General features: G+C 59.2%; 15 protein-coding genes and 1 pseudogene. 6 read left to right on the top strand and 10 right to left on the bottom strand.

The genetic code is table 11. The features are described from left to right. Positions 1 to 14: 14 nt before the first annotated feature. Positions 15 to 659, top strand: a complete 645-nt coding sequence (gene pyrE, locus AC1Q6Y_RS01855) for an orotate phosphoribosyltransferase (protein ID WP_095057652.1) — start codon at positions 15 to 17, stop codon at positions 657 to 659. Positions 660 to 804: 145 nt separating this feature from the next. Here the strand turns inward: pyrE and AC1Q6Y_RS01850 are convergent, their stop codons facing one another. From AC1Q6Y_RS01850 to coaBC, 7 genes and pseudogenes are all read right to left on the bottom strand, one after another. After that, a complete protein-coding gene (locus AC1Q6Y_RS01850; RefSeq protein WP_150812730.1) occupies positions 805 to 1,188 on the bottom strand; it encodes a hypothetical protein in 384 nt (127 codons plus the stop codon). Then, complete coding sequence (locus tag AC1Q6Y_RS01845) at positions 1,175 to 1,747, bottom strand: hypothetical protein (RefSeq protein WP_057712743.1); 573 nt, start codon at positions 1,745 to 1,747, stop codon at positions 1,175 to 1,177. Before AC1Q6Y_RS01845 ends, AC1Q6Y_RS01850 begins: the two co-directional genes overlap by 14 nt. Before the next feature lie 18 nt (positions 1,748 to 1,765). Then, entirely contained in the window at positions 1,766 to 2,026 is a 261-nt protein-coding gene (locus tag AC1Q6Y_RS01840) for a hypothetical protein (RefSeq protein WP_057712744.1), read from the bottom strand. Between the two features lie 190 nt (positions 2,027 to 2,216). Continuing rightward, positions 2,217 to 3,122 (bottom strand): acetylglutamate kinase, encoded by a 906-nt coding sequence (argB, locus tag AC1Q6Y_RS01835; protein WP_053163877.1) that lies wholly within the window; start codon positions 3,120 to 3,122, stop codon positions 2,217 to 2,219. A gap of 17 nt (positions 3,123 to 3,139) precedes the next feature. Further along, a pseudogene (locus tag AC1Q6Y_RS01830) lies at positions 3,140 to 4,516 on the bottom strand (phosphomannomutase/phosphoglucomutase); the annotation flags it as partial. 266 nt (positions 4,517 to 4,782) lie between these two features. Continuing rightward, positions 4,783 to 5,238, bottom strand: coding sequence for a dUTP diphosphatase (gene dut, locus AC1Q6Y_RS01825; RefSeq protein ID WP_007975171.1), 456 nt, complete (start codon positions 5,236 to 5,238; stop codon positions 4,783 to 4,785). Between the two features lie 5 nt (positions 5,239 to 5,243). After that, positions 5,244 to 6,452, bottom strand: coding sequence for a bifunctional phosphopantothenoylcysteine decarboxylase/phosphopantothenate--cysteine ligase CoaBC (coaBC, locus tag AC1Q6Y_RS01820; protein ID WP_090452162.1), 1,209 nt, complete (start codon positions 6,450 to 6,452; stop codon positions 5,244 to 5,246). A gap of 135 nt (positions 6,453 to 6,587) precedes the next feature. On the opposite strand from coaBC, the gene radC reads away from it, so the two are divergent. Beyond that, positions 6,588 to 7,262 carry a RadC family protein gene (gene radC, locus AC1Q6Y_RS01815; protein WP_057712747.1) on the top strand — a complete coding sequence of 225 codons (675 nt, stop codon included), beginning with the start codon at positions 6,588 to 6,590 and terminating at the stop codon, positions 7,260 to 7,262. A 73-nt stretch (positions 7,263 to 7,335) separates the two neighbouring features. On the opposite strand, the gene AC1Q6Y_RS01810 is transcribed toward radC, so the two are convergent. Then, entirely contained in the window at positions 7,336 to 8,922 is a 1,587-nt protein-coding gene (locus tag AC1Q6Y_RS01810; RefSeq protein ID WP_340312801.1) for an ABC transporter substrate-binding protein, read from the bottom strand. A 446-nt stretch (positions 8,923 to 9,368) separates the two neighbouring features. Between AC1Q6Y_RS01810 and rpmB the strand changes: the two genes are divergently transcribed. Further along, positions 9,369 to 9,602, top strand: coding sequence for a 50S ribosomal protein L28 (gene rpmB, locus AC1Q6Y_RS01805; protein WP_007975166.1), 234 nt, complete (start codon positions 9,369 to 9,371; stop codon positions 9,600 to 9,602). Positions 9,603 to 9,613: 11 nt separating this feature from the next. Continuing rightward, positions 9,614 to 9,769 carry a 50S ribosomal protein L33 gene (rpmG, locus tag AC1Q6Y_RS01800; protein ID WP_003177274.1) on the top strand — a complete coding sequence of 52 codons (156 nt, stop codon included), beginning with the start codon at positions 9,614 to 9,616 and terminating at the stop codon, positions 9,767 to 9,769. 142 nt (positions 9,770 to 9,911) lie between these two features. Here rpmG and AC1Q6Y_RS01795 read toward each other — a convergent pair whose 3' ends face one another. Both AC1Q6Y_RS01795 and AC1Q6Y_RS01790 read right to left on the bottom strand, forming a co-directional pair. Then, complete coding sequence (locus AC1Q6Y_RS01795; RefSeq protein WP_057712749.1) at positions 9,912 to 10,124, bottom strand: hypothetical protein; 213 nt, start codon at positions 10,122 to 10,124, stop codon at positions 9,912 to 9,914. A gap of 189 nt (positions 10,125 to 10,313) precedes the next feature. Next, positions 10,314 to 10,676, bottom strand: coding sequence for a cupin domain-containing protein (locus AC1Q6Y_RS01790; RefSeq protein ID WP_057712750.1), 363 nt, complete (start codon positions 10,674 to 10,676; stop codon positions 10,314 to 10,316). Positions 10,677 to 10,933: 257 nt separating this feature from the next. On the opposite strand from AC1Q6Y_RS01790, the gene AC1Q6Y_RS01785 reads away from it, so the two are divergent. After that, the gene (locus AC1Q6Y_RS01785) at positions 10,934 to 12,427 is read left to right on the top strand and encodes an aldehyde dehydrogenase (RefSeq protein ID WP_429521721.1); all 1,494 of its coding nucleotides are present in this window, start codon (positions 10,934 to 10,936) and stop codon (positions 12,425 to 12,427) included. Positions 12,428 to 12,613: 186 nt separating this feature from the next. Then, complete coding sequence (locus AC1Q6Y_RS01780) at positions 12,614 to 13,756, top strand: MFS transporter (protein WP_150815261.1); 1,143 nt, start codon at positions 12,614 to 12,616, stop codon at positions 13,754 to 13,756. The last annotated feature ends 126 nt before the right edge of the window (positions 13,757 to 13,882 follow it).

Below are 13,882 nucleotides of genomic sequence, written 5' to 3'. Positions count from 1 at the left end.
TTTGGGGTTTTTTCATGCAAGCGTATCAGCGCGATTTCATCCGTTTTGCCATCGATCGCGGCGTTTTGCGCTTCGGTGAGTTCACCCTGAAGTCCGGGCGCACCAGTCCTTACTTCTTCAATGCCGGCCTGTTCAACTCGGGTTCGGCCCTGGCACAGCTGGGTCGTTTCTACGCCGCCGCCATTGCCGAGAGCGGCATTTCGTTCGACGTGCTGTTTGGTCCGGCCTACAAGGGCATCCCTTTGGCGGCGACCACCGCCGTGGCCCTGGCAGAGCATCACAACCGTGACCTGCCATGGTGCTTCAACCGCAAGGAGGCCAAGGCCCACGGTGAGGGCGGCAGCCTGGTTGGCGCACCGCTGACTGGCGACGTTCTGATCATCGACGACGTGATCACCGCCGGCACCGCCATCCGTGAAGTGATGCAGATCATCGCCTCCCAGGACGGCGCCAAGGCCGCTGGCGTGCTGATCGCCCTGAACCGTCAGGAGCGTGGCAACGGCGAGTTGTCGGCGATCCAGGAAGTCGAGCGTGACTTCGGCATCCCGGTGATCAGCATCGTTTCGCTGAACCAGGTGCTGGAATTCCTGGCGGACGATCCGCAGCTCAAGCAGCATCTGCCAGCTGTGGAAGCCTACCGCGCCCAGTTCGGCGTCTGACACACCGACCCTGTAGGAGTGAGCTTGCTCGCGAAAAACGTCAACGATAATGCGGAGTGCCTGGCAGCCCGCGTTGCTCTGGCGCCCATCGCGAGCAATCGAGCGTCGACCGGCTGCTCCTACAAGGGGCTTTTTGTTTGTGCTGTCAGTGCAGTCTTCGCCATTTTCCTATCAGTTTTAGTGCCAATCCCAGATTGAATAGCGCGAACACCAGCAGTGCCACGACGACTAGAACGTAAAGCGTGCGGTCCACATCGAAATCCCACAGATCCAGTCTGCTGCCACGCATGATTCGAGCGGCGGCCGGCAGGTTGACGTAAAAAAGTGCTGTGAAGGCGCAGGTCAGGGGCAGGGCGCAGCCGAGCAGAACGCCTGAAACCTTCTCTCGGCTACGTTTTCTGGCCAGTGGGCCTGGTTGTTTTTCATCCAGTTCCAACGCTTCATGCAATTTTGGCCATGCCAGGTTGAACATGAAGGTGGTCAGGGTCAGCAGCAAACCACTGACCGCGACGATGTCACTGAACGGCATTCAGGCCCAGTGTCCGGCACAGCAGCGCGTGGGAATCCTCGCTGATTTCGAACTGCCCGGCACTGCCTTTGCGTTTGATGATGGGTTTGAAAGTCGGCTCGTTCTGGGTGATCAGCATGTTCAGTTCATCGCGGATGACGTCCGAGCTGATCACCACCAGATACACGGTCTGCGCGTGCTCCGCAGACTCGATCACGGCTCGCATGCTGTGCTGCAGGATCTCGTCCAATTGATTGCGGAAGCGTGAAACCGTGTTTTTCAGCAAGGTTTTGCTTTGGCTCTGAGTCAGCTGGAAAATCGTCGATATCTGCGATTCGGTTGGCAGGGTCTGCCCGAAGTAGCTTTGAATCAGATACAGCAAACGGTCCTGTTTTGCTTCATCGGCCCGGCTCGGCATGCCGCCCTCAACCAGCATTTTCAAGTATTCAGTCAGGCTCGCCTTGGCTATACGCTGTAAGGCATGAGCAATTTCCGTGTCGGAAATCTTCAGGGTTTTCTTGACCGGTTCCTTCTGCTCCTGCTCGAAAGCCTGGGCGTCGATCGTGAACGAGATCTGCATGGCTCAGTGCCTCCGTGGCTATTTTTTGCTCGCAGGGCTGGTTGTCTCGGCCTTTTTGTTCTCGACGGATTTGTCGGTTTTTTCCGGATACGGGTCATTCGGGGCGTCGCCCTGGCCGGTCAATACTTTCCAGGCTTTGCGCGTGTGAGGGGTCTTTTTGAAATCAGGGCAGGGTGGCATTGATGTTTGCGACGGGCCTGAATACTCAAATCCGCAGTCTACGCAGGCGTAGGTGCCTGCTGAAATGTCACTGCCGTATGGAACATGGTCTTTTTGCATGGGTAGATCTCCTGTGGATGCAGGGAAGATCCTATGCAGATTGATTCCTTAATGATGTCGGACGTTTCGTTATCTGAAGTGAGGCATTTCCTGCACGCATAAAAAAGATCGCAGACTTCGTCAGCACCTACGGAAAATTCATACTTCCGTAGGTGCCGCTGAAGGTTGCGATCTTTATGACGTTCTTGAATCAGTGACGCTTGCGATTGCTGATCAGGGTGCCCACGCCGGTATCGGTGAAAATTTCCAGCAGGATCGCGTTCGGCACGCGACCGTCGATGATCAGCGAGCTGCCCACGCCGCCCTGGACTGCTTCCAGTGCGCAACGGATCTTCGGCAGCATGCCGCCATAGATGGTGCCATCGGCGATCAGGTCGTCGACTTGCTGGGTTGTCAGGCCGGTCAGGACCGTGCCCGACTTGTCCATCAGGCCGGCGATGTTGGTCAGCAGCATCAACTTCTCGGCTTTCAATGCCTCGGCGACTTTACCGGCCACCAGGTCAGCGTTGATGTTGTACGACTCGCCGTTGGCGCCGACGCCGATGGGCGCGATCACCGGGATGAAATCGCCCTTGACCAACAGGTTCAGCAGGTCGGTATTGATGCCGACTACTTCGCCCACGTGGCCGATGTCGATGATTTCCGGGGTGGTCATTTCCGGCGTCTGACGGGTAACGGTGAGCTTCTTCGCGCGAATCAGCTCGGCGTCTTTACCGGTCAGGCCGATGGCGCTGCCGCCATGACGGTTGATCAGGTTGACGATGTCCTTGTTGACCTGGCCGCCGAGGACCATTTCAACCACGTCCATGGTCGCGGCGTCGGTGACGCGCATGCCGTCGACGAAATGGCTCTCGATCGACAGGCGCTTGAGCAGGTCACCGATTTGCGGGCCGCCACCGTGAACCACCACCGGGTTGATGCCCACGGCCTTCATCAGCACGATGTCGCGGGCGAAGCCGGTTTTCAGCTCCTCGCTTTCCATCGCGTTGCCGCCGTATTTGATCACCAGTGTCTTGCCGACATAACGGCGGATGTAAGGCAGCGCTTCGGACAGGACCTTGGCGGTGTTGGCGGCGGCTTCGCGTTCGAGGGTCATTCAGGGCTCCGGGTGAATCAGAACGGTAGTTGGAGATCAGGTGCAACACGCTTCAACTGGGCGTGGAAAACGTCCTTGATGCGCTGCAATTCAGCCTCGTCATCGGCCTCGAAACGCAGCACCAGCACCGGTGTGGTGTTGGATGCGCGTACCAGGCCCCAGCCTTTGGCATAGTCGACTCGCACGCCGTCAATGGTGGTCAGGTCGGCGCCTTCGCCCCACTGCGCGTCGTGCAATGCATCAATGATGCTGAATTTGCTCTCTTCGGTCACATGGATATTGATTTCCGGCGTAGAAATATCGTTCGGGAAGGTCGCGAACAACTCTTCGGCCGAGGATTTTTCCTTGCTGAGGATCTCCAGCAACCGCGCGGCGCTGTAAATGCCGTCGTCGAAACCGAACCAGCGCTCCTTGAAGAAGATGTGCCCGCTCATTTCGCCAGCCAGCAGGGCGCCGGATTGTTTCATTTTCTTTTTGATCAACGAGTGACCGGTCTTCCACATTAGCGACCGGCCGCCGTATTCCTTGATCAGCGGGATCAGGCGGCGGGTGCATTTGACGTCGAAGATAATCTCGGCGCCCGGGTTGCGTGCCACGACGTCGCGGGCGAACAGCATCAGCAACCGGTCTGGGTAGACGATGCTGCCGGTGTTGGTCACCACGCCGACGCGGTCGCCATCGCCGTCGAAGGCCAGGCCGATGTCAGCGTTGGTTTCCTTGACCTTGGCGATCAGGTCCACGAGGTTTTCAGGCTTGCCCGGGTCCGGGTGGTGGTTCGGGAAGTTGCCGTCCACTTCGCAGAACAGCGGGATGACTTCGCAGTTCAGCGCTTCGATCAGTTGCGGAGCGATCACACCGGCCGCGCCGTTACCGCAATCGACGACCACTTTCAGGCGACGGGCCAGCTTGATGTCCTGGACGATTTCGGTGGTGTAGCGGTCGAGAATCTCGACCTGGGTGATGCTGCCCTGGCCGCTGCTCAGGTTATTGGTCTTGAGGCGGTCGTGCAGGGCCTGGATCTGTTCGTTGGCCAGGGTGTCGCCGGCAATGACGATCTTGAAACCGTTGTAGTTCGACGGGTTGTGGCTGCCGGTGAGCATCACGCCGGATTTGCCGGCCAGTACGTTGGCGGCGTAGTAGAGCGCCGGAGTCGGGACCAGGTCGACATCACTGACGTGGCAGCCGCTGTCGGCGATGCCTTTGATCAGTTGCGCGACCAGCTCCGGGCCGGACAAGCGGCCATCGCGACCGACGGACACGTTCGGTTCGCCCTGGGCCAGGCTTTGGGAGCCGACGGCGCGGCCGATCCAGTAAGCGGTTTCAGCGTTCAGGAACTCCGGAACGGTGCCGCGTATGTCATAAGCGCGGAAAATGCTGTCAGGGAACTTGGGTGCGATGTTGGCCGGGGTGTTCATCTGTGGAAATGCTCCATCTCGAAAGTGGCTGGACAGGCCGCCGATTCACTCGGCGGCAGGTTCAAACTGAAGGGTATGACGGCGTTTTCCACAGAGAGTTCGTGGTGTGAAAGGGCCATGACGCCCCTGACGACAAGGGTTTGACCGGGCAATGCCTTGATTTTCGGAGCTAAACCTTGCAGATGACAATTTGAATTTTGTGGCGAGGGAGCCAGATCCCCCGCCACAAGAAGAGCAAGACCGGATCAGCGGGTGCCGGTATGGCCGAAGCCGCCGGTGCCGCGCTCGGTTTCAACAAACTCTTCAACCATCTCGAAGTGAGCCTGCACCACCGGTACCAGCACCAGTTGCGCCAGGCGCTCGCCAACCGGCATGGTGAACTCGGTCTGGCCACGGTTCCAGCAGGAAACCATCAATGGGCCTTGGTAGTCAGAGTCGATCAGCCCCACCAGGTTGCCCAGCACGATGCCGTGCTTATGGCCCATCCCCGAGCGCGGCAGAATCAGCGCTGCCAGGTTCGGGTCGCCGATATAGACCGAAAGGCCGGTGGGGATCAGCACGGTTTCACCCGGCTTGATCACGGTGTCCTGTTCCAGCATGGCGCGCAGGTCGAGGCCGGCGGAGCCCGGTGTGGCGTATTGTGGCAGCGGGAATTCGGTACCGATGCGGGGGTCGAGGATCTTGGCTTGCAAAGCGTGCATGTAAATTAAACCTGGTTCAGACGTTCGGCGATAAAAGTGATCAGCTGGCGAGCAATCTTGCTCTTGCTGGTCTGGGCGAAAAGTGTGGCGTGAAGCTCACGGTCGATGACGCTGCAGGCGTTTTCTTCGCTGTTGAAGCCAATGCTCGGGTTGGCGACGTCGTTGGCGACGATCAGATCGAGGTTCTTGTCTTTCAACTTGCGTGCAGCGTAATCGAGCAGGTGTTCGGTCTCGGCGGCAAAACCGACACTGAACGGGCGGTCGGGGCGGGTGGCGATGGTGGCCAGGATGTCCGGGTTACGCACCATCTGTAGCAACAAGCCGTCGCCGTTCGTAGGATCTTTCTTGAGTTTCTGTGGGGCGACGACTTCCGGACGGTAATCCGCGACCGCTGCCGAGGCGATGAACAGGTCGCAAGGGATCGCCGCTTCGCAGGCAGCCAGCATGTCGCGGGCGCTGACCACGTCGATGCGGTTGACGCGATCCGGAGTCGGCAGGTGCACGGGGCCGGTGATCAGGGTTACGCGGGCACCGGCCTCCACAGCGGCTTCGGCCAGGGCAAAGCCCATTTTTCCGGAGCTGTGGTTGGTGATGTAGCGCACCGGGTCGATGTTTTCCTGGGTCGGGCCGGCCGTAATCAGCACGTGTTTGCCGGTCAGTGCCTGACGCTGGAAGCAGTCGGCGGCGCACTGGGCCAGTTCAAGGGCTTCGAGCATGCGTCCCAGGCCGACGTCGCCGCAGGCCTGGCTGCCGGAGGCCGGGCCGAAAACCTTGATGTCGCGGCTTTCGAGGGTTTGCAGGTTGGCCTGGGTCGCCGGATCGCGCCACATGGCCTGGTTCATTGCCGGCGCGACGGCGACCACTGCGTCGGTGGCCAGCACCAGCGTGGTCAGCAAATCATCGGCGATGCCTTGGGCCAGGCGGGCGATCAGGTCCGCCGTGGCGGGGGCGATCAGCACCAGATCGGCCCATTTGGCCAGTTCGATGTGGCCCATGGCCGCCTCGGCCGCCGGGTCCAGCAGGTCCAGGTGGACCGGGTGCCCGGACAGGGCCTGCATGGTCAACGGGGTGATGAACTCTGCGCCGCCACGGGTCATGACCACGCGCACTTCGGCGCCCTGATCGATCAGGCGGCGAACCAGGTCGGCGCTCTTGTAGGCAGCGATACCGCCGCCGACGCCCAGAACAATGCGTTTCCGATACAGCCGCTGCATAGGCCTGCCTTTCAATTCGTTGGTGACATACGTAGCGAAACCCCCTCCCCAGGGTGAATTCGCCCGCAAAAAAGATGGGCTACGATATCACAGCGACCGCTACGGAACAGCGGTGCCCACAGACAGGGAGGTGCTATGAGTATTCGCGATTGGCCGGCGGCGGAACGGCCGCGGGAGAGGTTGCTTGAGCGGGGCGCGGGAAGCCTTTCGGATGCCGAATTGCTGGCGATCTTTTTACGCACCGGCGTGGTGGGTAAAAGTGCAGTAGATCTGGCGCGACACCTGTTGAATCAGTTTGGCAGCCTGCGTTTGTTGCTTGAAGCCGATCAGGAAGCGTTCAGCAAGCAGTTGGGACTTGGGCCGGCGAAATTTGCGCAGTTGCAGGCTGCGCAAGAAATGAGCAGGCGTCATCTGGCCGAGCGTGCGCGCCATAAGTCGGCACTGGAGAGTCCGCACGCGGTTCGCGAGTATCTGAAATCGATGCTGCGCCACGAGCCACACGAGGTGTTTGGTTGCCTGTTTCTCGATTCCAGGCATCAGGTACTGGCGTTCGAGACGCTGTTCCGCGGCTCCATCGACAACACCAGCGTTCATCCGCGAGAGGTGGTCAAGCGCGCCCTGGCCAACAACGCAGCGGCATTGATCCTCTGTCACAACCATCCTTCGGGCAACACCGACCCAAGTCAGTCCGACCGGGTGCTGACCAAGCGCCTGCAAAAGGCGCTGGAGTTGATTGACGTGCGGGTGCTCGACCATTTCATCATCGGTGATGGCGACCCGTTGTCGATGGCGGAGTATGGCTGGATGTAGGCAGGATGTGAGAAGCACGCTTTCCATGTGGGAGCGAGCAAGCTCGCTCCCACAGGTTTTGTGTTGTGTCAGATTACTTGAGGTTGACCTTGGAGTAGTCCTGCCGGCCGAACGGGCTGACCGAATACCCCTCGACATCCTTGCGCGTCAGCGCGAAGGCCGTCGGGTGAGCCAGTGGTAGCCACAGCGCCTGCTGCTGGATCTGCGCCTGGGCCTGTTCGTAGAGTTTGCTACGCACACCTTGCTCGCCGGTGGTCTTGCCGGCGCTGATCAGCTTGTCCAGGTCCTGATTGCAGTAGCGGGCGAAGTTGGTGCCAGACTTGACCCCCGCGCAGGAAAACTGCGGCGTGAGGAAGTTGTCCGGGTCACCGTTGTCACCGGCCCAGCCCATGAACAGCAAGTCGTGCTCACCGGCCTTGGCGCGGCGGATCAGTTCGCCCCATTCGATCACGCGGATTTCGGCCTGAATGCCGATTTCCGCGAGGTCAGACTGCAGCAGTTGGGCACCAAGGCTTGGGTTGGGGTTAAGCAGGCTGCCGGAAGGGCGGGTCCAGATGGTGGTCTGGAAGCCGTCCTTGAGTCCGGCCTTGGCCATCAAGGCCTTGGCCTTGGCGATGTCGTGAGGGTAACCCGGCAGGCCTTTCGCGTAGCTCCAGGTGTTGGGCGGATACGGGCCGTTGGCCGCCTCGGCAGTGTCTTCGAACACGGCTTTGACATAGTTGGGCTTGTCGAAGGCAAGGTTGATGGCCTGGCGGACTTCAGGCTTGTCCAGTGGCGGATGCTGACTGTTGATGCCGACGAATGCGGTCATGAACGCGTCAGTCTTTTCGACTTTCAGCGTCGGCTCTTTCAGCGCTTCCTGTACGTCCAGAGGCTTGGGCGACAGGGCGATCTGGCATTCGTTGCGGCGCAATTTCTGCAGGCGCACGTTGGCGTCCGGGGTGATGGCAAAGATCAGCGGATCTACAGAGGGTTTGCCGCCGAAGTAGTCGGGGTTGGCTTTGTAGCGAACCGAGGCGTCCTTCTGGAAGCGAGTGAAAACGAACGGCCCTGTGCCGATCGGCTGGCTGTTGAGCTTCTCGGGTGTGCCGGCCTTCATCAGTTTGTCGGCGTATTCGGCCGAATAGATCGAGGCGAAACCCATACTCAGGGTCGCCAGGAAGGTCGAATCCGGGTGGTCGAGGGTGAAGCGCACGGTCTGCGGATCGAGGGCGTCGATTTTCTTGATCAATGCAGGCAACTGCATCGATTGCGCATGCGGGAAGCCGCTCTGGGCGACTTTGTGCCACGCATTGACCGGGTCGAGCATACGGTCGAAGCTGAAAATCACGTCTTCGGCGTTAAGGTCGCGCGTTGGAGTGAAGTACTCGGTGCGATGGAATTTCACCAGCGGGTGCAACTTGAAAACGTAGGTCAGGCCGTCGGGGCTGACTTCCCAGCTGTCGGCGAGGCTGGCGACCACCTTGCCACTGGCCGTGTCAAAGTCCACCAGGCGATTCATCAACACATCGGCCGAGGCATTGGTGGTGGTCAGCGAGTTGTACTGCACCACGTCGAACCCTTCAGGGCTGGCCTCGGTGCAGACGCTCAGGGCGGCGGCAAATGCCTGTGGGCTCAGCAGAAGCGGGGCGAGCAACAGCGGTAGGGCAGCAAGGCGCATGGTCGGCTTCCTATACAGGTCGAAGGCCCATCTGCAAGTGCAGTCTGGAAAAGGCTTACCCTAGTGGGCTCTTTTGCAAATGACTATCCCCTTTTTCATTTTAAGGGGACTATAGGCGACTGATTTTGCTGTGCAGCGGTTGAGCAAACCCCCTGGATGGCTCGCTGAACGATTTTCTGCGACGAGCGGTCGCCATCGACGATAGCCTTTGTCCAAGGCGCTCGGAGCCAGAAAAACGGGGTTTTTGTGAATTCAACGCACACTGAATGTTGTTGCTCTCTAGTCTTTCTGGTATAAAGCAGCGCTCTTTTCTAGGGGCCCGGTTCCTTCACTGTAGGTGTAGCCGGTAAGACCTCTAAAGAAACGCGGCGCCTGGCGCCAAATGACTGAGAGATTAAGCGGCCAACCCATGCCGGGTTGGGCATGTGGTTTTAGAGGGCTGAGGCATGTCTAGAGTCTGTCAAGTTACCGGTAAGGGTCCGGTGACTGGGAATAACATTTCCCACGCAAACAACAAAACCCGTCGTCGTTTCCTGCCGAACCTGCAGCATCACCGCTTCTGGGTTGAAGAAGAGAAACGTTTTGTGCGTCTGCGCGTATCTGCCAAAGGCATGCGTATCATCGACAAGCGTGGCATCACTGTCGTGCTGGCCGAACTTCGCCGCGATGGCAAGGTTTAAGGGAGCTAATCATGCGTGAATTGATTCGTTTGATTTCGAGCGCCGGTACTGGTCACTTTTACACTACCGACAAGAACAAGCGTACTACTCCGGACAAAATCGAGATCAAGAAATATGATCCGGTTGTTCGCAAGCACGTGATCTACAAAGAAGGCAAAATCAAGTAATTGATTTTTCCCTCTTACGAAAAAGGCCCGTATCGCGAGATACGGGCCTTTTTTGTTGTGCTTGAAAAAACGGACAGCTTTTCAGCCTGATCAAGTCATTGCGCTTCAGTGCTGAGTAGAGCGATGCATGGTTTGGCGCAAATCAATTGCCCATGGTGACATGGGTGATGATTTCGTTTTCAACCAGCAGATTGATCCGTGCGGGATTGTAGTCTTTGGTCATGATGAACCCGATGCCCCTCGGACGTACCGCCAGCCCGGTCTTGTTGGCGAGCTCTCCACGCAGCTCTTCGGAGTATTGTCGGCCGATGTACTGAATGGCTGTATCCAGGTGTTGTTTCAAATCAATGGTCATTTACCGCTTCCTTGCAATTGGTGAGTGAGCGAAATTGCTCCCGTCATCCGTCTTGGATGCCGTGAAGAAATACTGGAGCAGCTCCGGTCATTTATCACCTGTTGTACTGTGTCGCGATGTTTGCCGGGGCCCGCCCGTGAAAAAGCCCGTCACCGGGGACGGGCTTTGGGGTATCTCGATGATCTTGCTTCAAGCCTTCTGTTCAAACGCCACATAGATCTTGCGGCATGGCTCCAGCACTTCCCAGGTGCCGCGAAAGCCTGCCGGGATCACGAAGCGATCACCCACACGCAGTGTCTTGGCGTTGCCGTCGAGGTCACGTATCACGGAAACCCCCTGCACGATTTCGCAGTATTCGTGTTCGGTGAAGTTTACCGTCCACTGGCCGACAGCCCCTTCCCACACGCCGGCGTTCAATTGGCCGCAAGGGCTGTTGTAGTGGTTGTACACCGCTTGCTCGGGATCACCCTTCAGTACTTTGGTCGGATCCGGGCGATAGCGTTCGGCGGCGGTGGTGGCCTGGCTGAAGTCGACGATATTCTGGATGCTCATTGTTGTATTCCCCCGTCATTGCGGTGCGAGTGGTGGGTGTCCGGTCATACCGGACACGGGTATCGCCAAAGTCTATGTTTATTAAAATGAACATCGCAAGGCCGTTTGCCGGTGTTATGTCAAATATATTGAAACTTCACCTGCCGCTGGTTTAGGGTGGTGGATGCCTTGGGCCGAAAAGCAGGCTGGCCGGGCAGAATTCCTGACAGCGCCCGCGAAGAACGCGGGTGTCGTATCAATAAGAGGAGGACACTCGCATGACCACCCTGACCCGTGCCGACTGGGAACAACGTGCCCGCGACCTGAAAATCGAAGGCCGCGCCTATATCAATGGCGAATACACCGACGCCGTTTCCGGCGAGACATTCGAGTGCATCAGCCCGGTCGATGGCCGTCTGCTCGGCAAGATTGCCAGTTGTGACGCCGCCGATGCCCAGCGCGCCGTGGAAAATGCTCGCGCCACGTTCAATTCCGGTGTCTGGTCGCGTCTGGCGCCGACCAAACGCAAGTCCACCATGATCCGTTTTGCCGGCCTGCTGAAACAGCACGCCGAAGAGCTGGCCCTGCTTGAAACCCTGGACATGGGCAAGCCGATCAGCGACTCCCTGTACATCGACGTTCCCGGCGCGGCGCAAGCCCTTAGCTGGAGCGGCGAAGCCATCGACAAGATCTACGACGAAGTGGCAGCCACTCCGCACGATCAGTTGGGTCTTGTGACCCGTGAGCCGGTGGGTGTTGTGGGCGCCATCGTGCCGTGGAACTTCCCGCTGATGATGGCGTGCTGGAAACTCGGTCCTGCGCTGTCCACTGGTAACTCGGTGATCCTCAAGCCGTCCGAAAAATCCCCGCTGACCGCCATCCGCATCGCTGAACTGGCTGTCGAAGCCGGCATCCCGAAAGGCGTGCTGAACGTGCTGCCGGGTTACGGTCACACCGTCGGCAAGGCCTTGGCCCTGCACAACGACGTCGACACCCTGGTATTCACCGGCTCGACCAAAATCGCCAAGCAATTGCTGATCTACTCCGGCGAGTCGAACATGAAGCGAGTCTGGCTCGAAGCCGGCGGCAAGAGCCCGAATATCGTGTTCGCCGATGCGCCGAACCTGCAGGATGCTGCCGAAGCCGCTGCTGGCGCCATCGCCTTCAACCAGGGCGAAGTCTGCACCGCCGGTTCGCGCCTGCTGGTGGAGCGTTCAATCAAGGATAAATTCCTGCCGCTGGTGATCGAGGCGCTGAAGGCCTGGAAGCCGGGCAATCCGCTGGATCCAGCGACCAATGTTGGCGCGCTGGTCGATACCCAACAGATGAATACCGTACTGTCTTACATCGAGTCCGGTCATGCCGACGGCGCCAAGCTGGTGGCCGGTGGCAAGCGTACGCTCCAGGAAACTGGCGGCACTTACGTTGAACCGACGATTTTCGATGGCGTAAGCAACGCGATGAAAATCGCCCAGGAAGAAATCTTCGGGCCGGTACTGTCGGTCATCGCATTCGACAGTGCCGAAGAAGCCATCGCGATTGCCAACGACACACCGTACGGCCTGGCCGCTGCGGTCTGGACGGCCGACATTTCCAAGGCCCACCTCACCGCCCGCGCACTGCGTGCCGGTAGCGTGTGGGTCAACCAGTACGATGGCGGCGACATGACCGCTCCGTTCGGTGGCTTCAAGCAGTCCGGCAACGGCCGCGACAAGTCCCTGCACGCGTTCGACAAATACACCGAGCTGAAGGCGACCTGGATCAAGTTGTAAGCCGTTAAGGGAGGTCTGTTGTAGAGCAGGCCTCCCGAACGACACAGATCCCTTGTGGGAGCGAGCTTGCTCGCGATAGCGGTGTAACAGTCGACTTCAATGTTGAATGTTGCTCCGTCATCGCAAGCAAGCTCGCTCCCACAATGTTTTGTGTTGTACATAAAAATATCCACAGGAGCGTGGAACATGCGTTGGGCGACTTATTTCGCCGTTTTGGCATCTGTCCTGAGTGTCGGCCTGGCCCTGGGTGTCAGCATGCCGCTGGTGTCGTTTCGCCTGGAAAGCTGGGGCTACGGCTCGTTTGCCATTGGCGTGATGGCCGCGATGCCAGCCATCGGCGTCCTGCTGGGGGCGAAAATCTCCAGCCATCTGGCGGCGCGATTCGGCACGGCCAATCTGATGCGCCTGTGCCTGTGGGCCGGGGCGGTTTCGATCGGTTTGCTGGCGCTGTTGCCGAGCTATCCGATCTGGTTGGTGCTGCGGCTGATGATCGGGGTGATCCTGACCCTTGTATTCATCATCGGTGAAAGCTGGATCAATCAACTGGTGGTCGAGCAATGGCGCGGGCGGCTGGTGGCGCTGTATGGCAGCAGCTACGCATTGAGTCAGCTGGCGGGGCCGGTGTTGTTGGGCTTCCTCGGTACCGAGCATGACTATGGCTTTTGGGTGGGCGTCGGCTTGCTGATGGGGGCTCCGTTCCTGTTGCTGGGCCGCAGTGGCGCGCCGAGCAGTGAAGCCAGCAGCGTGACCCTGCGTGATTTGCTTGAGTTTTGTCGTGGCCTGCCGGCGATTGCCTGGGCGGTGTCGCTGTTCGCCGCGTTCGAGGCGATGATTTTGACGCTGTTGCCGGTCTACTGCCTGCGCCAGGGCTTCACCACGGAGATCGCTCTGGCGATGGTCAGTACGGTGGTCGTCGGCGATGCGGTGCTGCAATTGCCGATTGGTGCGTTGGCCGATCGTTTGTCGCGCCGGGCGTTGTTTACCGGCTGCGCAGTCGTCTTGCTGGTGTCGAGCCTGGCGATTCCGATGCTGATCGACACACTGCTGATCTGGCCGCTGTGGGTCTTGTTTGGCGCCAGTGCCGGTGGCTTGTTCACCTTGTCACTGATCCTGATCGGCGAGCGTTATCGCGACGATGCACTGGTGCGGGCCAACGCGCATATTGCACAGCTGTGGGGGATTGGTTGCTTGGTCGGGCCGCTGCTGGCGGGTGCCGGCAGCCAGTGGATCAACGGCCATGCGTTGCCGTTGCTGATGGCAGTGGGGGCCTTGGGCGTGCTGATTGTGGTGTCGAGGCAAGGGGCGTTTGGCGCCGCTCAGCCAGCCTGATGAGCATCGCAGAACTGTGGCGGTCGAGTCTTACAACATCTTCCTCAGCCAACCGAATTGCTCAGCCAGGCATTGAAACGCCGCCGCCAACTCCGTTTGGCGGCGCAGATAGGCATATGGACGCTG

Source organism: Pseudomonas sp. GW823-FHT06E10, assembly GCF_058794995.1.
Note: the sequence above shows the minus strand (reverse complement) of the source record. Positions and strands in the feature narration are given on the sequence as shown.